The organism is Streptomyces sp. NPDC028711 (assembly GCF_055565415.1).
In genome coordinates this window covers 38203-58255 of the sequence record NZ_JBVHUJ010000005.1, presented here as the reverse complement: position 1 = coordinate 58255, position 20053 = coordinate 38203, and the positions used below count along the sequence as shown (strand labels likewise).

The following is a 20053-nucleotide window of genomic DNA, read 5'->3' as shown; positions in this document are numbered from 1 at the left end:
CCTATACGGCGTAGGTCTCCAGATACGCGGTGACGAGGCGGCGCGCTTCGGCGATTGTGGCGTCGTCACCGGCCGGCGAGCGCCGGAACGCGATGTCGAAGAGCCCCGTGCCCACTTCGAAGGCGAGAAGCAGGGCGAGCAGGGGCGTACCGGAGGAGAGGAGGCCCCGCTCGACGAGATGGCGCCAGAACCGCTCCGCCTGCACCTCGTCGAAGGCGCGGACGAGTTCGCCGAGCGAGGTGTGACGTCCCACGAACCAGAGCTCGGTGCAGCTCCGATGGCGGCGGAGGTAGTCGGCGACCAGGTCGATCATGATGTCGACCGCCTCGCGCAGCGTCTGGGCCCTGGGCTCGGCCAGGGCCGCCTCGAAGAGCCTGTCGAGCTCGCTCAGGTGCCGCTGCAGCAGCTCGGCGTCGACCTGGTGCCGGTCGGCGAAGTAGTGGTACATGGAGGCGATCGGGATGCCGGCGCGGTCACCGGTCGCCTTCAGGGTGGCGGCCTCGTACCCCTGCTCGGCGAGCAGGGCCTGGGCGGCGTCGAGGATGGCCTTTCTGCGCTCCATCCCGCGACGCTGCGCGCCTGAGCGAGCCGGTGTCTGGGTTGTCGCATTTCTATCGAACACGATTCGAGATCGTATCAGCCGAGGGCCCGAGCTTCCTGCTGAAACGTATTGACGGGCGACGAACACCCCATAAACTCGAATACGAATCGAGATCGGATCCGTGTTCCGACCGCAAGGAGAGACCATGGCCGAGAGACGCGCGGGACAGACCGACACCGGCGACGCACCCGGCTTCCTGAGCGAGCCGGAGATCATCACCCGCCACGCCGCCCGCAGCGGGCGCGACCTCCGCGGCCTCGGCTTCCCCCTCGGCCTCGCGGCCTTCAAGCTCGCCGCGATCCTCGAAGGCATCCACTTCCGCCACCTGGGCGGGCAGACCGTCAGACCCGGCTTCGACCGCATCGGCGAGGCAATCCCTCCCCTGCTCGACGCCGAACTCGCCGCACTCAAGGAACACTGATCATGCACTTCGCCTTCGACCCCCGCACCGAACTGCTCCGGGAGAACCTGCTCGATCTGATGTGGAGTCATGTCTACGCCGCCGAGCCGGTGTTCCGGGAGCAGCTCGGGGCTCTCGACGACCGCTGGGCCTGGGACTCGGTCCGGGTGCTCGGCGACCTCCGGGCCGAGGCCCGCCGGCGTGGCCTCTGGAACCTCTTCCTCCCCGGTGAGGAGGGCGGCGGACTGACCAACCTGCAGTACGCGCCTCTGGCCGAGATCACCGGCCGCTCACCGGAACTCGCGCCCGCCGTCCTCAACTGCGCGGCGCCGGACACCGGCACCATGGCGGTGCTCTCCCAGTTCGGCACCGAGGCCCAGCGCAAGGAGTGGCTGGAGCCACTGCTCGTCGGCGAGATCCGCTCCGCGCACGCGATGACGGAACCCGATGCCGCCTCGTCCGACGCCACGAACACCGCCACGTCGATCGTGCGCGACGGCGACGCGTACGTGATCAACGGCCGCGAGCAGTGGATCACCGGAGCGATGAACCCCAACGCCCGGGTGTTCCTCGTCATGGGCAGGACCGACCCCGACGCGGACCGGCACCGAGGGCACTCGATGATCCTCGTACCGCGGGACACCCCCGGGCTCGGGATCAGGCGCACCATGGAGGTCTTCGGGTACGACGGCCACGAGCACGGCGGCCACGCGGAGTTGGAGTTCCACGACGTACGGGTCCCGGCCTCCCGGCTCATCGGGGAGGAGGGCGACGGGTTCGCGATCGCCCAGGCCCGGTCGGGCCCGGGGCGGATCCACCAGTGCATGCGCTCCCTCGGCGTCGCCGAGCGGGCCATCGAGCTGATGTGCGCCCACGCCGAGGAGCGAGTGGCCCTCGGCAGGCCGCTCTCCCGTCAGGGCGTGATCCGCGACTGGATCGCGGAGTCGCGGGTTCGGATCGAGCAACTGCGCCTCCTGGTGCTCAAGACGGCCTGGCTGTTGGACACCGTCGGCGGCAAGGGCGCCCATGCCGAGATCCAGGCCATCAGGATCGCCACGCCCCGGACGGTCCAGTGGATCCTCGACAAGGCGATCCAGACGCACGGCGCGGCCGGCCTCTCCCCCGACTTCCCGCTCGCCCGCGCCTACGCCGGCCTCCGCTCAGGGCGCTGCGCCGACGGCCCCGACGAGGCGCACAAGAACGCCCTCGCCCACGCCGAACTCGGCCGAAGGGCCGCGACGGGCGACTGCCGACCGGCACGCGTACGTGTGTGACCAGCACTTTCGCAAGCGGCTGCGCGGCCGGTGCGGGAAATCGGCTCGCGAGCTCATGGGGCGGATGGCAGGGTGCGGCGCCTGGCACCCCGACAGTGGGAACCGGAGCGCTCGCCGCGCTCAAGCACCACAGCACGTTCCGTACTCCGTACGCACACGAAGGAGTTCGACCTTGCTCAGTACCGGATACGCGGAAACGGTGTACGGCGGCGGAGTCACCGTCATCGTCGGCGCGGAGCGAGGCGCCTACCCGTACGCCCACTCGCTGCTCGTACGCGGCACCGCCGAGACCTTGGTCATCGACCCGTCGCTGTCGCTCCTCGGAACGGCACCACCCGCGGACGTGGTCCTCGTGAGTCACGCTCACGAGGACCACATCGCGGCTCTGGGTGAGTACGAGACGCCGGTCCACGTCCACACGAACGACCTGGCCTCGCTGCGATCCCGCGCGGCCATGGTCGCGGCCTACGGCTTCCCTCCGGACACCGCCGAGCACACCGACCTCATGCTGCGCGACCACTTCCACGTCCGGGACCGCCCCGATGCCACGGGTTTCGAGGACGGCACCGTCTTCGACCTCGGCGGCCGCACGGTGACCGTCGTGCACCTGCCCGGCCACACGGCGGGCCACTGCGGTTTCCTGATCGAGCCGGACGGATTCCTCTTCGTGGCGGACATCGACCTGACGTCGTTCGGCCCCTACTACGGGGACGTCGGCAGCAGCCTCACCGACTTCGAGGCGTCCATGCGCCGCTGCCGGGAGATCGACGCCCGCTGGTACGGCACGGCCCATCAGAAGGGCGTGGTCGAGGGCGCCGCCGCGTTCTCCGCACGCCTCGACGCCTTCGCCGGCGTGCCGGCGCGGCGCGACGCGACCCTCCTGGCGTTCCTCACCGAACCACGGACCGTCGACGAGATCGCCGATCGCCGACTGGTCTACCGCCCCGACGTCAAGGGCCCCCACGTGCTGCCCGTCGAGCGCCGGACCGCGGTGCAGCACCTGAACCGGCTGACGGGCGCGGGCCGGGTCGCGGAGGTCGAACCGGGACGGTTCCGCGCGACGTAGCGCGACGAACGTACGGACAGCCGTCCTCTCGATGGACGAGAGGACGGCTCCTGGCCGGCTCCAGGCCGGAAGGGTCAGCGCCCCAGGCTCGAGAGAACCGCCTTGGCCGCGTTCTCGCCCGATGTCGCCGCGTCAGCGAGCGACGGCATGTCGAGCTGGTAGTCGCCGACCAGGTGGATCGGCCCGAGGGGATCGCGCAGCGTCGGCAGCGACTCGCGTCCCCGGGGCGCCCAGAACGGCACCACGCGGTGGTGGCGTCGTACGATCCCGTCCCCGAGCTTGCCTTCAAGCTGGGGGTAGACCGAGAGCAGGTCCTGGGAGAACCGAGCGACGATCTCTTCGTCGGAGAGCTCGAACAAGGCGTCGGCCGAGGCGCCACCGGCGAAGCATGCCAGCGCACCGCCCGGCTTCCGGGGGCCGGCTTTGCGCAGGGCGGCAGCGTGGTTGAACATCGCTTGGAAGGAGAGCTGCGGCGTGGATACGCCGAGGAGTCCGTCCCAGGGCTGAGGCCCCTCCTCTTCGGTGAAGAAGCCGACGATCACGTACCGGCCGTAGCGGATGTCGGCGAACGCTTCACGGTGTGCCTGCGGAAGTTCGGGCAGGATGCGCAGGGCGACGTCGCTGGGAACCGAGACGATGGCGCGTTTCGCGGCTATCCGCACGGGGCGGCCCGCGTCGAGGTAGTACACGACGACCCCGTCTCCGCTCCTCTCCACGGACCGGACGGTCGACCTGAGCCGAAGGCGTTCGCCGAGGTCCGCGGCGAGAACGTCGGTCAAGGTCTGATTGCCGCCGACGGGCAGGGCGAAGTTCGGCACCTTCGCCGGGTCCGCGAGGGCGAGTCCGATCGACACCACGAGCTGGGTCGCCGCCGTCTCCTCCGGCTCACACCCCATCCACTGCCCCGACCAGGACCGGACGACGGCCCGGGTCAACTCGGAGCGGACACCGCGCAGGAGGTCCGACGCGAGACGCCTGTCGAGCTTGGCGCGCACCTTCTTCGCCAGGCGGCTGTCCGACTCGAGGAACGGGACGGCGGAGAGGATGCGAGCCCCGACGATCGCCATGCCGACCCGGTCCATGAGAGTCATCCGCGTACGGAACATGAGGGCGGCCACATTGGACGTGTCGACCAGTCCCCCGTTGAGAACGAGCGCCACGCTCGTGTCGGCGAGGGATCCCATCTCGATGCCGTGCCGGTGAAGAGCGTCGATCAGCGGCCCGGTCCCCTCGGTGAACTGGGTCCCGACGTTGATCCAGTAGTCCCCCTTCCGAACCGTCTCGACGCGCCCGCCGGGCCGTTCATCCGCCTCGAGCACAACGACGTCGGCCTTGCCGGCGAGGGTCGTGGCCGCCATCAGACCCGACATTCCCGCGCCGATGACGACGACGTCGCAGGTCTCCTCATCCACACCTTGCACTGCGGCCATGACTGGGGACTCCTTCTGCCTGTCTGCCATCGTTCTCCCCCGTCTCCACGCGTGCGAAGGGGAGCGTCGCAGCCTGCGCGGGAGGATTACTGAAACTCGACTCGACTTCGAGAATACATCAGAGGCCGCACCATGGAGCGGTTCGGGGGCCCACGAATCGTCGACAGCCACCACGCTGGTGGGACTCGGGGCCGGCACTCCGGCTCGCGGGGCGGGGCGACCGGATCGCCCCGGGGACACGGCACCGCCGCAGACGGTGCGGCCATGCGATCAGCGGCAACGATTTCGACCGCGTTGTCGACGCGCTTCGACAGCGACAGGGCGGGATCGCGTCACGGGGCCGGTCGGTTTCCAGCCGGAAAGCAGAACTCACGGGGCGGCCACCTCAACATGCAGCGCTGGGCGGGAAGTTGGGGACGCATATCGACGCTGCCATCCCTCATCACAGGGAGTCAATGCCCCGAACCGAAGAAAGTTTCTTTCTGTTGCACCTCTTGTTTCGAACGAAACACCTCGTTAACTTCCACCTTCAGCGAAGCGCTTCGACAGTTCCGGCGCCACCGAGGGCGAAAGGGCAACCCCCATGACTCAAGAGCTCAACCGCAGAAGGTTCGTCGGCGCGGCAGCGTCGGTCGCCGCGGTCGCCGCGGCGGGTCCCCTGCTGTCGGCCTGCGGTGGCGGGGGCGAGCGGAACACCGGCGGCAACTCCAGATCCGGTCTGAAGGCGGCCCTGCCGGCCTACGTACCGCGCGACGCCGTCAAGCCCGACATCTCCCCCGTCCAGGGCAGCGAGGGCGCGGTGACGGACCCGGGCTTCCTGCGCTACCCGTCCGACCGCGCCACGACCGTCGACGGGGTGCCGGGCAAGGGAGGCAAGTACACCGCGGTCACTCCGCTGTGGGGCACGGTGCCGTCGCCGGGCAACTCGTTCTACCAGGCCATGAACGAGGCGCTCGGCGTCGAACTGACCATGAAGCCGGCCGACGGCAACAACTACGCCACCATCGTGCCGACCATGACGGCGGCCGAGCGGCTGCCCGACTGGATCCAGCTGCCGGCCTGGTGGAACAACAACCTCAACGTGGGGCAGCTGGTCGGGTCACAGCTCGCCGATCTCACCCCGTACCTGTCCGGAGACAAGATCAAGGAGTACCCGAACCTTGCCGCTCTCCCGACCGGAGCCTGGCAGGCCGGCGCCTGGCGCGACAAGCTCTACGGCATACCCTGCTCGTCCAGCCGCTTCGTGGTCGCCGGCACCACGTTCTTCCGGCGGGACATCCTGGACGCCAAGGGCATCACGGCCGACCAGGTCACGTCCGCGGCCGATCTGATGAGCCTGGGCAAGGAGTTGACCGACGCCAAGCGCGGCGTGTGGGCCTTCGACGACGTGTGGACGTATCTCTTCTCCTTCTGGGACGTGCCCCCGAAGTGGAGGGTCGAGGACGGCAAGCTGGTCAACGCTTTCGAGACGCCCCAGTTCCTGGAGGCTCTCGACTGGCACCACAAGCTCGCCACGTCCGGCTGTATGCACCCGGACGCGCTCGCCGGCGACAACGCGGGCGGCGTCACCCGCTTCTACTCCGGCAAGGTGCTCATCCAGGGCGGCGGTACCGGCGCCTGGTCGCTGGCCGATCACGAGGCCGGGCGGGCGGCCGACAAGAACTACCGGCGCGGCGCGTTCGACATCTTCGCCGCCGACGGCAGGAGCACCCCGCGCACCTTCATGGGTGCCTCCACCAGCCTGCTCGGCTACCTCAACGCCAGGCTGGAGCCCGCGCAGATCAGGGAACTGCTCGCAGTCGCCGACTATCTTGCCGCGCCGTACGGTTCACGCGAGTACACCCTCACGAACTTCGGTGTCGAGGGTGTGCACCACACGCTGAAGGACGGCGTGCCGACGGCCACCACCGAGGGCAGGAAGTCCACCCAGGTGCCGACGTACCCCTTCCTCGCCTCGCCGACCGCCGTGATCAGCAGCATGGGCGCCGACGACGTCACCCGGGACTACGCCGCCTGGCAGGCCACCAACGTCAAGCGCCTGTACAAGCCGACCTTCTGGAACATGAACATCGCGATGCCGCAGCAGATGGCCACGGCCACCGCGGCGCAGTCCGTCAACGACACGGTCAGGGACTGCTACTTCGGCAAGAAGACGGTCAAGGACGTCCAGGCCGCGATCTCGAGCTGGCAGTCGGGCAGCGGAGACCGGCTCAAGCGCTGGATGACCGAGAACGTCCTGGAGAAGTACGGGACCGGCCAGTGAGCACCACCGACGCGCTGCCGACCGCCGAGCGGCATCGGGCCCAGGCGCCTCAGGCCGGGCCGCCCGAGCCACGGCAGCCGCAGCGGCTCACCCGGCGGATGAGGCTGCGCCGCGACCGCTCGCTGCTCATCATGACGGTCCCCGCGGTCGTCCTGCTTCTGGTCTTCGCCTACGCACCGCTGGTCGGCCTCGTCACCGCCTTCCAGTACTACGACCCTCTGACCGGCATCCGGAACAGCGAGTGGGCCGGGCTCGGCCAGTTCCAACAGCTCCTGAACGACCAGCGGTTCTGGGGTGCGCTGCAGAACACGCTCTATCTCAGCTTCGTCCAGCTGATCCTGTTCTTCCCCGTGCCGATCGCGCTGGCGCTGCTCCTCAACACGCTGCTCAGCGAGCGGATCCGCAACGTCATCCAGTCGATCGTCTACCTGCCCCACTTCTTCTCGTGGGTCCTCGCCATCACGATCTTCCAGCAGATGCTGGGCGGCGCCGGCGTGCTCAACCAGTTCCTGCGCACCCACGACATCGGCACGTGGGACATCATGACCGACCCCGACACGTTCGCCCTTCTGGTCACCTCGCAGGCGATCTGGAAGGAAGCGGGCTGGGGGATCATCGTCTTCCTCGCCGCGCTCGCCGCGATCAACACCGATCTGTACGAGGCGGCCGCCGCCGACGGCGCGGGCCGGTGGCGGCGCACTTGGCACATCACGCTGCCGGGGCTGCGCGGAGTCATCGTCCTGATGCTGGTGCTGCGCCTGGGCAACGCCCTCACCGTCGGTTTCGAGCAGTTCCTGATCCAGCGCAACGCGGTCGGCCATGAAACGGCCGACGTGCTCGACACCTTCTCCTTCTACTACGGCATCGCCACCGGCAACTACGGCTACGGCGCGGCGGCCGGCCTCTTCAAGAGCGTGATCTCCCTGCTGCTCATCTGGGGCGCCAACCGCCTGGCCCACGCTTTCGGCGAGGACGGGTTGTACCGGAAATGACCAACATCTTCACGATCAAGGCGGCGCGGGCGCCGTGGGAGGAACCGCCGACCGCGCTCGGACAGACGGCCAAGGGCCTGACCCTGACCGCCGTGGTGGGCGCGGTGCTGATCCCGCTGTGGATCATCGTCGTGACCAGCCTGTCGACCTCGGGCGCCATCAACCGGGCCGGCGGCCTGGTCCTGTGGCCGGACGGCCTGACCCTGCGGGCGTACAAGGAGATGCTGGGCGAGCCGACGGTCCGCACGGCGCTCCTGGTGAGCCTCGGCATCACCGCGGTGGGCACCGTGGTGTCGATGGTGGTCTCGGTGCTGTGCGCGTACGGCCTGTCCCGTCCGCGTTCGTACGGGCACCGGGCCGTGCTCTGGCTGCTGATCGTCACGATGTTCGTCAGCGGCGGCCTGATCCCCACCTTCCTGGTCGTCACAGGGCTCGGCGGCTACGGCCAGTTCTGGGCGCTGATCCTGCCGAGCGCGGTCTCCGTCTTCAACATCCTCGTCCTGCGCGCCTTCTACTCGTCGACCTCGTCCGAGCTGATCGACGCGGCGCGCATGGACGGCGCGGGCGACTGGCGGATCCTGTGGTCCGTCGTGCTGCCCACCTCGCGCGCCGTGACCGCGGTGATCGCCCTGTTCTACGGCGTGGGCTACTGGAACTCCTTCTTCAACGTCATGTTGTACATGCCGACGGACAGCGAGAAGTGGCCGCTGCAGTACGTGCTCCTCACCTACGTGAACCGGGGCATCGGGCTGCCGGGCCAGACCAACGGGGGCTTCGGCGACATCCACGCGCAGACCGCCCCGCTCTCGCTGCAGATGGCGGTGGTCGTCCTCACGCTGGTGCCGCTGCTGATCGTCTACCCGTTCCTGCAGAAGCACTTCCGTACGGGTGTCCTCACCGGCGCCGTCAAGGGCTGACCGGCAGCCCCGTCCGCACCCCGAACCTCCGAGGAAAGGCCCCATGGTGTCCGATCAGCCCGTCGTCCCGGGTTTCCACCCCGATCCCAGCGTCTGCCGCGTGGGCGACGACTACTACCTCGTCTGCTCCAGCTTCGAGTACTTCCCCGGCATCCCGCTCTTCCACAGCCGCGACCTGCTGCACTGGACCCGGATCGGCAACGTCCTCGACCGGCCGGAACAGCTGCGTCTGCCCCTCGGCATGCCGTCCTCCGGGGGGATCTACGCACCGACGCTGCGCCACCACGACGGCCGCTTCTTTCTGATCGTCACCAACTGCTCCGAGGGCGGCGGCAATCTGCTGGTCACCACGACCGACCCGGCCGGCCCCTGGTCCGATCCCGTGTGGCTTCCCGGCGTCCCCGGCATCGACCCGGACCTGGCCTGGGACGAGGACGGCACCTGCTGGTGCACCTTCGCCGGGGTGGGGCAGGTCGCGATCGACCCGTACACAGGGCGCACGCTCGGTGCGGAGCGCAGGCTGTGGTCCGGGGCGCCGGGCGCCAAGGCCCCCGAAGCGCCGCACCTCTACCGCGTCGGCGCGTACTGGTACCTGCTCATCGCGGAGGGCGGCACCGAGCGCGGGCACGGCGTCTCCATCGCCCGTGGGCCCGGCCCGAGCGGCCCCTTCGAGCCCTGCCCGCACAACCCTCTCCTGACCCACCGCGGCACGGACCACGCCGTGCAGAACACCGGTCACGGAGACCTGGTGCAGGCCGCGGACGGCTCGTGGTGGATGGTGTTCCTCGGCGTCCGGCCGCACGGCGGCACCCCGGGCTGGCACGTGATGGGCCGCGAGACGTTCCTCGCACCGGTCACCTGGACCGACGACGGCTGGCCCGTGGTCGGTGAGATCGTCTCCCCCGCCGACACCGGCAGCGCCGCCGACGCACCGTTCCGCGACGACTTCGACCTCCCCGAGCTCCACCCGTCCTGGATCTCCGTGCGCGACCGGTCCCCCGAGCACTGCACGACCAAGGAGCGCCCGGGCCGGCTGACACTGCGGGCCCGCGGTACGTCCCTCGACGAACCGGACGCCGTCTTCATCGGCCGCCGCCAACAGCACGTCACCTGCCGGGCCTCCGCGTCGATCGACGCGACACAGGGCGCCGGCGGCCTCGCCGTACGCCTCGACGAGCGGCACCACTACAGCATCGAGGCGGACGGTACCCAGGTACGGGTCATCTCCCGGGTCGGCTCGGTCCGCGCCGTCGTGGCCACGCTGCCGGTGCCCGCGGGGCCGACCGTTCTGTCCGTACGCCTCACGCCGCCGCCCGAGCCGCACGACGCGCGCACCGGACCCGACGTCGTCACCCTCGGCGTGGAGCAGCCGGACGGCGCCTTCGCCGTACTCGCCACGCTCGACGGCCGCTATCTGTCGACGGAGGTGGCCGGCGGATTCACGGGCCGCGTCATCGGCCTGTACGCGGCCCGAGGCACCGTCCACGCCGACTGGTTCGCGTACGAACCGGCAGTCCGAGCGAGCCCGGCGACCTGAGCCCGCCCGTGACCCCCTGGATTTCCGCCTGTACGCACGTCCCGCAGGCGGGGCACCCCCACACCATCCCGAAACCGAAAGGGACCCGAGGGACATGACCCACGCGTACCAAGCCGCCAGGCGACTCCCGAGTCGCCTGGCGAGCATACTGCTCGCCCTTGTCGCCACCGCCGGCCTACTGCTCGGCGCCGGGCTCACCGCTCCGGCGGCCGACGCCGCCCCGCTGGCGCCGCGCGTGCCCGCGAACGCCACGTCCGCCATGGAAACAGTCGCCGCGATGCAGCCCAGCTGGAACCTGGGCAACACCCTGGACGCCTTCCCGAACGAGTCCTCCTGGGGCAACCCGCTCACCACCAGGGCGCACTTCGCGAAGGTCCGTTCGGAGGGCTTCCGCAGCGTCCGTATCCCGGTCACCTGGACCGACCGCCAGTCCCCCACCGCCCCGTACGCCGTCGACGCCACGTACATGGACCGGGTGGAGGAGGTCACCGACCTCGCGCTGGCCGAGGGTCTCCACGTGGTGCTCAACGTGCACCACGACTCCTGGCAGTGGGTCGACCGGATGGCCACCGACCATGACGGCGTGATGGCCCGCTTCGACTCCCTGTGGACGCAGATCTCGTCGACGTTCAAGGACAAGCCGCGCACCCTGCTCTTCGAGAGCATCAACGAGCCCGAGTTCGAGAACGCCACGGCCGCGCAGAAGGCCACGTTCCTGAACGAGCTGAACACCTCGTTCCACAAGATCGTCCGCGGCTCGGGCGGGCAGAACACCGACCGCCTGCTCGTGCTGCCCACGATCTACTGCACGCCCGACCAGCCGCTCATGGACACGCTCTACAACACCATCACGTCCCTCGACGACCCCAACCTGGTCGCCACCGTGCACTACTACAGCTGGTTCCCGTTCAGCGTGAACATCGCCGGCGGCACCCACTACGACGAGGCCGCGCGGAAGGACCTCGACGGCGCCTTCCAGCGCATGCGCGACACCTTCGTCGCGCGCGGCATCCCCGTCTACCTCGGTGAGTACGGGCTGCTCAGCTGGCCGGACCACCACCACCCCTCCCGTGTGGAGCGGGGCGAGGCCCTGAAGTACTTCGAGCACCTCGGTCACGCGGCACGCCAGAGCGGCGTGACCACCGCCCTGTGGGACCCCTTCGCCTATCTGAATCGCGAGACCTTCCAGTGGCGGGACCAGGAGCTCTTCGACCTGATCAGGACGAGCTGGACCACCCGCTCGGGCTCGACGTCCTTCGACCGCCTCTTCGTCCCCAAGTCCGGCCAGATCACGGACCAGTCGCTCACACTGAACCGCAACGGCCTGGCGTTCCGCGGCCTTTGGCAGGGTGACCGGCAGCTCGTCGCGGGCCGGGACTACGCGGTCTCCGGTGACAGGCTCACCCTGAAGGCCGCCGCACTGACCCGCCTGGTCGGAGACCGTTCGTACGGTGACAACGCCACGCTGCAGGCCAGGTTCTCGCAGGGCCGGCCCTGGAAGCTCCATGTCACGACGTACGACGTCCCGCAGCAGACCGGCACGTCGGGCACCACCTCCGCGCTCACCATTCCCACCCGGTTCCGCGGGGACCAGCTCGCCACCATGGCAGCCACGTACGCCGACGGCACCAACGCCGGGCCCACCGACTGGACGGAGTTCCAGGAGTTCAACATCTCCTTCACCCCCGACTACGCGGGCGACACCATCACCCTCACCGACAAGTTCCTCACCTCGCTGCGTGACAACGCCCCGGTGAAGCTGACGTTCCACTTCTACAGCGGAGCGAAGATCACCTACCAGGTCGTCAAGTCCGGTACGTCGGTGACCGGCTCGACCGTCTGATCCCGCGTCCCGTCGTCCCGGCTGCCGGGTCCTACGTCCGCTCCCGGCAGCCGGGACCCCTTCACGAGGACTTCCCTTCCATGACGAGGACTTCCATGACCACACTGCCCCCGCGCGTCCTGTTCGGCGCCGCCTACTACCACGAGTACCAGCCGTACGAGCGGCTGAAGACCGACCTCGATCTGATGGCTCAGGCGAAGTTCACCGTCATCCGGGTCGGCGAGTCGGTGTGGTCCACCTGGGAGCCCGAGAACGGCCGGTTCGAGCTCGACTGGCTGCGGCCCGTCCTCGACGGCGCCCACGAGCGCGGCATCTCCGTCGTCCTCGGAACTCCCACCTACGCGGTGCCGCCGTGGCTGGCCCGGCAGTATCCGGAGATCGCCGCCGAGGACGCCTCCGGGAAGCCTGCCGGGTGGGGTGCCCGCCAGGAAGTCGACATCACGCATCCGGCGTTCCGCTTCCACGCCGAGCGGGTCATCCGCGCGATCGCCGCCCGCTACGCCTCGCACCCCGCGGTCATCGGCTTCCAGGTCGACAACGAACCGGGCCTGCGGCTGCCGCACAACCACGGCGTGTTCCAGCGGTTCGTGGACGATCTGCGCCGGCGGTACGGCGACGTGGAGACCCTCAACCGCGAGTGGGGCCTGGTGTACTGGTCGCATCGGCTGTCCACCTGGGCCGACCTGTGGAAGCCCGAAGGCAACGCGCAGCCGCAGTACGACCTGGCCTGGCAGGCGTTCCAGGCGCGACAGACCACCGAGTTCATCGCCTGGCAGGCCGGCATCGTGCGCGCGTACGCCCGGCCGGAGCAGTTCGTCACCACCTGCCTCGCCTACGGTTCCCCGGGTCTTGAGGACGACGCGATGACCGACGCCCTGGACGTCACCGCGGGCAACCCGTACTACGACATGCAGGACAGTCTCACGATGCCCGAGCCGCCGCGCGAGAAGCTGCCGCGGCAGTGGATGGCGTACGGGGCGTGGGCCCTGCACCACGGCGCCGACCGGATCTACTCCTCGCGCCAGGAGCCGTTCCTGATCACCGAGACCAACGCCCAAGCCATCGGCGGATCGTCCGACAACCGGCCCGCCTTCGACGGGCAGTGGCGGCAGGCCGCCTGGGCACTGGTCGCGCGCGGGGCCCGCATGATCGAGTACTGGCACTGGCACACGCTGCACTTCGGCGCCGAGACCTACTGGGGCGGGATCCTCCCGCACAGCGGACGACCGGGGCGCGCCTACCGCGAACTCGCCCGTCTGGGGGCCGAGTTCGAGCGGGCCGGCGACCTCGTGGCCGGCATCACCCCGGACGCCGACATCGCCCTGGTGTACTCCGCGCCGAGCAAGTGGCTGATGCGCGGGCACCCGCCGCTGGCCGGAGCCGACGGCGGCCCGGACGCGTATGCGTACGAGGGGATCTTCGAACCGTTCTACCGGGGCGCGTTCGAGGCGGGACGGCAGGTGCGGATCCTGCACGCCCGCCAGCTGCACGATCGGGACGGTGAACGCCCGGGCCTCGCACCGGAGTCGGCCGCCGTACGGCACCCCGTCCTCATCGCGCCGGGCCTGTACGTGGCGGACGACGGGATGCTCGACTGGCTCGCCGCGTACGCCGAAGCCGGCGGCCATCTCGTGCTCGGTCCGCGTACCGGCTACGGCGACCACGAGGCGCGGGCCCGCCACGAGGTGACGCCCGGGCGGCTCGTCGAGGCCGCGGGCGTGCGCTACGACGAGTTCAGCAATCTGCACGCCGACCTGCCGCTGCGCACCGCACCCGGCAGCCCCCTCGCGCTGGGCACCGACGCGGTGGCCACCCGCTGGGTCGAGGGGCTGGCCGTCGAGGACGCCGACGTCCTGGCCACGTACGACCATCCGCACTTCGGGCGCTGGCCGGCCGTCACCACCCGCCGCCACGGTGCGGGCCGCGTCACCTGCGTCGGCACGGTGCCAGGCCGCGATCTGGCCCGCGCGCTCGCCACGTGGCTCGCACCCACCCCGCGCAGCGGCTGGCGGGATCTGCCCGGGTCGGTCACGGTCTCGACCGGCACCTCCCCCGACGGCCGCCGCGTCCACGTGGTCCACAACTGGAGCTGGGAGCCCGCGACCGTCCCGGCACCCGTGCGGCTGACCGACGCCCTCGACGGCGGCGTGCTCCCGGCCGGCACCGCCGTGGAGCTCCGGGCGTGGGACGTCCGCGTCCTCGCCGCCGAACCGGACGCCCCCTCGGGCGAGCGGCCCGGGAGCGCGTGAGCCCGCTCGGGCTCCGATGCCAGAATGGCGCCGTACGGGCGAGCGCGCACAGGGGCGGGCGACAGGCCCGTCCCATGAACGAGGAAAGGCAGCCGTGGCGGACAAGAGCGAGGATGCGGCGAAGGACAGCAAGGAGGCCACGTCGGGGGGCGGGCTCCCGTCGGTGACCATCGCGTACATCGCGGAGTCGGCCGGCGTCTCGGTCCCCACCGTGTCCAAGGTGCTCAACGGCCGCTCGGGGGTGTCCGACGAGACCCGGGCCCGGGTCGAGAAACTGATCAACAAGTACGGGTACCGCAAGCCTCCGGGAAGCCGCCGCCAGAAGATCGTGGAGCTGGTCTTCCGCGAGCTGGAGAGCATGTGGGGCGTGGAGATCCTGCGCGGCGTGGAAGAGGTGGCCAGCAGGAACCGGATCGGCGTGATGGTCTCCAAGTTCGGCCTGCACGACTCGAAGGCCGCGATGGACGAGACCGCGGGGCGGCGCCCACAGTGCGTCCTGTCGGTGTCCTGGCTCTCCGAGGCGGAGCGCGACCGGCTCGCGGCGAACAGCATCCCCTACGTCGTCTTCGACCCGATCGACGACGTCCCCGACGGTGTCCCGTACGTCGCCGCCACGCACTTCAGGGGCGGACAGTCCGCGGCACGCCACCTGATCGGCCTCGGCCACCGGCGCATCGCCATGATCAGCGGCCCCGATCACGCGTTCTGCCTGGCTCGGATGGCCGGTTACCGCTCGGCGCTGGAGACGGCCGGGCTACCGGTGGACCCGGAGCTGATCGTCCGTGTGCAGCTCACCCGGGAGGACGGGCACGCCGCGGCGCGCGCGCTGCTGGGCCGCCCCGACCGGCCGACCGCGATCTTCACCGCGAACGACATGCAGGCGTTCGGCGTCTACCAGGCGGCGCGCGAGGCCGGTCTACGCATCCCGGAGGACCTGAGCGTGGTCGGCTACGACGACGTCCCGGTCACGGCCTGGGTGGACCCGCCCCTGACGACCGTGCACCAGCCACTGACCGAAATGGCCGCGGCGGCGACGGAGTTGGCCTTGACCCTCGGCCGGGGCGAGAAAATCCCTCAGCTCGGCCTGGAGATCGCCACCCACCTCGTGGTCCGCGAGAGCACGGCTCCGCCGCCGCAGGACTGAGCCTCCGGGGACGGGAGCAGCGTCCCGTCCCCGGAGGGCACGTATCAGCGGGTGGCGAAGGAGTGGACCGTCGTCGAGCGGTAGGTCTGTGGCCTTCCACCCAGCCGTTCCGCGCCTCCCGAGACGAACGCCGAGGCCGTTCCCACAGCCGCTGCCGCCACCTCGGCCGCCCCTTCGCCGACGTCGGCGAGCCGATCCACCAGACCTCGATGGCGTCGAGGGCCGCCTCTCACCTGGCCCGACAGTTCGACGACGCTCCGGGGTCCGCGTCCGGGACATCGACACCGACAACTGGATCTGTACCGTCCACCGGCAGACCACCCCCGCCCGTGGCGGGCTCGTAGACAAGGCCACCAAGGGAAAGCGCGCCCGCAAGGTGCCTCTCATCGAAAGAAGTCCGCCCGATGGTCGCCCAGCGCCTGCTGGCGGCCGGTGACAGCCCGGACGCCCGGGTCTTCTTCGGTCCTCGCGGCGGACGCATCTCCACCGCCGTCCTGCGTGACGCCACGCACCGGGACGACGTCGTGACCGAGCTCGGCTTCGAACACCTTCGACGACACGACCTGCGCCACACCGGGCTCACGTGGCTCGCAGACGCCGGGGTCCCCCTGCACGTCCTGCGCAAGATCGCCGGGCACGGCTCGCTGACGACCACCCAGCGCTACCTACACCCCGACGCAGACCAGATCACCGCGGCCGGCGCCGCGCTCTCCGCGCACCTCATGGTGCTCCGTGCACCTCGTTCGCTGCCACTCCCGGCAGTCGCCGCCGTCTGACCGGCACCGACCCCCGGAGTTCTCGTCGTCGACGAAGTCGGCTACCAGCCCCTCGAACGCGCTGAGGCCAACCTGGTGTTCCAGGTCATCTCCAAGCGCTACGAGAAGGGATCGATCATCCTGACATCGAACAAGACCTTGGCGCACCTGGTACGACGAGGACCACCTGTCGCTGCAGGCCATCGCCGACCGCGAAGGAACCAGCCTCGCCACCGTGCGGCCGGCTCTGTTCAAGAACGCTGTCCTGCTTCGGGCCGCCGGGTCCTATCCAGGTCACCCGAGGAGGAAGTGACTCTCCGGAAGCGGACAGCTTCACGTCTGGTTCTGCTCCCTTGCGGAGGTGGCAGGGGGTATGCGCACTGGGGCGTGGCGCATACCCGTCGCCGACGAGGTGGGGATCAGCCGCGGAGGGCAGAGGCGAAGAGGGCGGGGAGGTCCTGCCATCGGGGGTGGGCGGCGAACTCGGTGAGGAGGCGGCCGGTGCGGGCGGCGGTGGTGTTGGTGACGAACCACGGGGGCTTGGGGGAGATGGACGCGTCGCCGTTGAGGACGGAGCGTGGTGCGGGGCGGAAGGGGCCGGTGACGACGGTGCGTTCGGTGTGGTCCAGGAGGAGGGCGTTGTGGACGATGCCGATGCCGCTCTGGACGTCGTCGAGGGTGTGGCCGGGGTAGGCGCCCCAGGTGGCGCGGGGTGTGGCGTAGCCGACGCCGGTCCAGGCGTTGACCCCGATGGTTCCGTAGCGCAGGTCGGCGATCGCGGCGCGGAGGCGGTGGCCGAGGGCTTTGACGGTGTCGGGGTGGGCGATGAGGTTGGCGCCGAGGGTTCCGTGGAGGCGGTCGTTGGCGGCGGTGACGGCGGCGCCCAGGAACCGTGAGCCGGTGCCAGGGAGTTCGGAGACGCCGAGGACCGGTCCGAAGTACTCGGTCGTGAAGGCGGACTCGTCGGCGTCGGTGAGGTCCAGGCCGGTGAGGAGGGTGCGTTCCGGGGTGCCGCCGGGCTTCTCCGCGTGGCCGGGGTGCAGCTCGCGGGCGGATTGGACGCGGGCTTCGCAGCCGGGGTACCAGGCCGGACGGGCCGGTGCGATGGCGAGGGCCCTGCGCAGGGCGGTGAGGAAGGCGTTCTTCTGGGGCCAGTCGGAGCTGAGGATGAGGATCTGGCCGGCGATGCAGTTGCAGCCGCTGTTGTGCAGGCGCATGGTGGCGACGTGTTCGGCCTGGTAGCGCAGGTCCGCGTCGGACCACGCTCCGGGGAGGACGATGATCGGGGCTACGCCGCCGAGTTCGCTGGTCATGGGCTTGGACAGTTTCGGTGTGCCGGCGGCTTTGGCGGCTGTCGCCGTCTCGCCGGTGCCCCAGACCACGGCGTCGTGGGTGGCTTCGCTGCCGGTCATGTGGACGGCCGTGATACCGGGGTGCTCCGCCAGCGCTCCTCCGACCTCGGGTCCGCCTGTGACGATCTCGACCAGGCCCCGGTCGATGAGCGGCTTGAAGGCTGCGCGGTAGACGTCGGCGAGGGGGTCGGTGGTGGGGTTGAGCTTGAGGACGGCGGTGCGGTTCTCGGCGTACAGCTGGTACAGCACGTCCAGGGGCGGGATGGAGAAGATGTTGCCGGCGCCCAAGACCAGGGCCACACCCCTGGTTCGTCGCGGGGTGCGCTGGGTGAGGCCGGCCGTGGCGCGCAGCTGTTCCTCGGTGGTGCCGGGGGTCGTCCAGACCTCGGCGTGGAAGCCGTTCATGAGCAGCTTGTCGTAGGTGTCGTACGGGAGGACCTGGACGGCGAGCCGGCCGCCCGGGGCCCGGGTGATGCGGGTGCCGGCGAGAATGTCACCTCCCGCGTCCAGGCGTCGCAGGGTCTCCTGGAGGGCCTGGAGGTAGGTGAGCAGCGCGTACGGTCCGCTCATCCACTCCTCTCCGACGAGCGGCGAGGCGGGGTTCAGCTGCTTGATCCCGGCCGCGGTGCGGACCCACTGGTCCGCCACGGCCGCGGTGGCCGCTGCCACGTCGCGGAGCAGCTCGCGCCGTTCGGCGAGGGAGGTGTCGGCCCAGGCTCGCTCGCCGGTGGCGAGTCGTAGGACGAGGGCGTCGAGGTCGGAGAGGGTGGTAGGCGCGGTGGTCATGGTGGGGGCCTCGCTCACGTGTCGGGGGTCAGGAGAGCTTGGGGAGGATCTCGTCGGCGACGCGGTGGCCGGATTCGGCGGCTCCGTCGATGTAGCCGGCCCAGCGGGTGGCGGTCTCGGTGCCGGCCCAGTGCAGGGGGCCGACGGGGCGGCGCAGGGCGGGGCCGAAGCGGGTGAGGGTGCCGGGCACGGTGAAGGCTCCGTAACAGCCGCGGCTGTACTCCTCCTCCGCCCAGTCGCGTTCGATGTAGGCGAGGGGGTTGCGGGCCTGGGGCCCGAAGTAGCCGACGAGGTCGTTGATCACCTGCGCGCGGCGCTCGTCGGGGTCCATGCGTGAGCCGGTGTCGGCGTGACGGCCTTCGAGGAAGCCGACGAGGACGCCGCACGAGCCGTCGTGAGGGGTGTTGTCGAGGACGGTGCCGAAGGGGCGGTGGGTGCTGTTGGCCTGGCCGCTGAGGCCGGCGTGGCGCCAGAAGGGCTCCTCGTAGGCGACGTTGACCTTGATGACCCGGCCCATGGGCATCCGCTGGACGAGCTGGTCGCGGTCCCCGGGCAGGCCCGGGGTGTAGCGGATGCGGGCGGCGAGCGGCGGGGGGACGGCGATGACGGCCCGCCTGGCGCGGACGGTGAGCCCGCTGCGGGTGGTGACGCGGACACCGGAGGCCGCCGCGGGCTGCCAGTCGATGTCGGTGACGGGCGCTTCCAGGACGACCCGGTCGCCGAGCTCCTCGGCCAGTTCGAGGGCGATGCGCTGCATCCCGCCGACGACGCGGTCCTGCTGGGCCCCGCCGGCGACGTTGATCAGCGGGTCGAGGCCGCCCGCGGCGCCGACGTAGAAGGCGGCCCAGAGCGCGGACATGTCCTCGGGCTCGATGGAGAAGACCGCCTCGGTGATCAGCCGGAAGAAGTCCCGGCCGCCGGCGGTGCGCGCGGTCCTGCGCAGCCAGGTGTCGAACGTCTGCCGGTCCAGCTCCTCGGCCCCGGGCGCCCGCCACGGGTCGGTCGCGGCGACCCGGCGGGCGACCCGGTCCAGGCGGTACTGGGCCTGTCCGATGTCGGCGAGGACCAGCGGGTTCAGCTTGGGGATCCGGCCGGTGTACTGGCAGCGCGTGGCGCCGAACTCCCAGATGTGCTCGCCGTCGCCGTACGTGGGGTAGGTCCGCAGGCCCAGTTCCCTGACCAGCTCCATGGCGTGGTGCTGGGTGGGGCCCACCCACTGCCCGCCCACCTCGATGGGGGCGCCGCCGGGCAGCTCGCCGTTGAGGAGCCGGCCGCCGACGCGGTCGCGGGCCTCCAGGACCAGTACGTCCGCTCCGCTCCGTACGAGGTCGCGTGCGGCCACCAGGCCCGCCACCCCGGCTCCGACGATCACGACGTCCACTGACTTCTCCATCACGCCCACCATTCATGCATAGTGCATCTGACATACACAACGTATGTGATA

At 70.4% G+C, this 20053-nt stretch carries 15 protein-coding genes and 1 pseudogene; 12 read left to right on the top strand and 4 right to left on the bottom strand.

The features are described 5' to 3' along the window. Nucleotide 1: 1 nt before the first annotated feature. Nucleotides 2-562 carry a TetR/AcrR family transcriptional regulator gene (locus ACZ4VK_RS18190; RefSeq protein ID WP_468353356.1) on the bottom strand — a complete coding sequence of 187 codons (561 nt, stop codon included), beginning with the start codon at nucleotides 560-562 and terminating at the stop codon, nucleotides 2-4. Between the two features lie 184 nt (nucleotides 563-746). Between ACZ4VK_RS18190 and ACZ4VK_RS18185 the strand changes: the two genes are divergently transcribed. The 3 genes from ACZ4VK_RS18185 to ACZ4VK_RS18175 all read left to right on the top strand — a co-directional run bounded on the left by ACZ4VK_RS18185 (nucleotide 747) and on the right by ACZ4VK_RS18175 (nucleotide 3341). After that, nucleotides 747-1022, top strand: a complete 276-nt coding sequence (locus tag ACZ4VK_RS18185; RefSeq protein WP_468353355.1) for a hypothetical protein — start codon at nucleotides 747-749, stop codon at nucleotides 1020-1022. 2 nt (nucleotides 1023-1024) lie between these two features. Continuing rightward, nucleotides 1025-2275 carry an acyl-CoA dehydrogenase family protein gene (locus ACZ4VK_RS18180; protein WP_468353354.1) on the top strand — a complete coding sequence of 417 codons (1251 nt, stop codon included), beginning with the start codon at nucleotides 1025-1027 and terminating at the stop codon, nucleotides 2273-2275. A 172-nt stretch (nucleotides 2276-2447) separates the two neighbouring features. After that, nucleotides 2448-3341, top strand: coding sequence for an MBL fold metallo-hydrolase (locus tag ACZ4VK_RS18175; protein WP_468353353.1), 894 nt, complete (start codon nucleotides 2448-2450; stop codon nucleotides 3339-3341). A gap of 74 nt (nucleotides 3342-3415) precedes the next feature. Here the strand turns inward: ACZ4VK_RS18175 and ACZ4VK_RS18170 are convergent, their stop codons facing one another. Next, nucleotides 3416-4771: a flavin monoamine oxidase family protein gene (locus ACZ4VK_RS18170; RefSeq protein WP_468353352.1), complete on the bottom strand. Its 1356-nt coding sequence runs from the start codon at nucleotides 4769-4771 to the stop codon at nucleotides 3416-3418. A 583-nt stretch (nucleotides 4772-5354) separates the two neighbouring features. On the opposite strand from ACZ4VK_RS18170, the gene ACZ4VK_RS18165 reads away from it, so the two are divergent. The 9 genes and pseudogenes from ACZ4VK_RS18165 to ACZ4VK_RS18125 all read left to right on the top strand — a co-directional run. After that, a complete protein-coding gene (locus ACZ4VK_RS18165; RefSeq protein ID WP_468353351.1) occupies nucleotides 5355-7034 on the top strand; it encodes a type 2 periplasmic-binding domain-containing protein in 1680 nt (559 codons plus the stop codon). Then, nucleotides 7031-8026: an ABC transporter permease gene (locus ACZ4VK_RS18160; RefSeq protein WP_468353350.1), complete on the top strand. Its 996-nt coding sequence runs from the start codon at nucleotides 7031-7033 to the stop codon at nucleotides 8024-8026. Before ACZ4VK_RS18165 ends, ACZ4VK_RS18160 begins: the two co-directional genes overlap by 4 nt. Then, a complete protein-coding gene (locus tag ACZ4VK_RS18155) occupies nucleotides 8023-8943 on the top strand; it encodes a carbohydrate ABC transporter permease (protein WP_468353349.1) in 921 nt (306 codons plus the stop codon). The genes ACZ4VK_RS18160 and ACZ4VK_RS18155 overlap by 4 nt, the downstream gene beginning before the upstream one ends. 43 nt (nucleotides 8944-8986) lie before the next feature. Then, complete coding sequence (locus ACZ4VK_RS18150) at nucleotides 8987-10480, top strand: glycoside hydrolase family 43 protein (RefSeq protein WP_468353348.1); 1494 nt, start codon at nucleotides 8987-8989, stop codon at nucleotides 10478-10480. Between the two features lie 94 nt (nucleotides 10481-10574). Continuing rightward, nucleotides 10575-12323, top strand: coding sequence for a cellulase family glycosylhydrolase (locus ACZ4VK_RS18145; protein ID WP_468353347.1), 1749 nt, complete (start codon nucleotides 10575-10577; stop codon nucleotides 12321-12323). A 95-nt stretch (nucleotides 12324-12418) separates the two neighbouring features. Further along, nucleotides 12419-14572, top strand: coding sequence for a beta-galactosidase (locus tag ACZ4VK_RS18140; protein ID WP_468353346.1), 2154 nt, complete (start codon nucleotides 12419-12421; stop codon nucleotides 14570-14572). A 94-nt stretch (nucleotides 14573-14666) separates the two neighbouring features. After that, nucleotides 14667-15716 (top strand): LacI family DNA-binding transcriptional regulator, encoded by a 1050-nt coding sequence (locus ACZ4VK_RS18135; RefSeq protein ID WP_468353345.1) that lies wholly within the window; start codon nucleotides 14667-14669, stop codon nucleotides 15714-15716. A 404-nt stretch (nucleotides 15717-16120) separates the two neighbouring features. Beyond that, nucleotides 16121-16492 carry a tyrosine-type recombinase/integrase gene (locus tag ACZ4VK_RS18130; RefSeq protein WP_468353344.1) on the top strand — a complete coding sequence of 124 codons (372 nt, stop codon included), beginning with the start codon at nucleotides 16121-16123 and terminating at the stop codon, nucleotides 16490-16492. 12 nt (nucleotides 16493-16504) lie between these two features. Next, nucleotides 16505-16636: pseudogene (locus ACZ4VK_RS18125) on the top strand (ATP-binding protein); the annotation flags it as partial. A 254-nt stretch (nucleotides 16637-16890) separates the two neighbouring features. Here ACZ4VK_RS18125 and ACZ4VK_RS18120 read toward each other — a convergent pair. Next, nucleotides 16891-18609, bottom strand: coding sequence for an aldehyde dehydrogenase family protein (locus ACZ4VK_RS18120; RefSeq protein ID WP_468353343.1), 1719 nt, complete (start codon nucleotides 18607-18609; stop codon nucleotides 16891-16893). Between the two features lie 28 nt (nucleotides 18610-18637). Continuing rightward, on the bottom strand, nucleotides 18638-20002 hold the full coding sequence (locus tag ACZ4VK_RS18115; RefSeq protein WP_468353342.1) for a flavin monoamine oxidase family protein: 1365 nt from the start codon (nucleotides 20000-20002) through the stop codon (nucleotides 18638-18640). Between the last annotated feature and the right edge of the window lie 51 nt (nucleotides 20003-20053).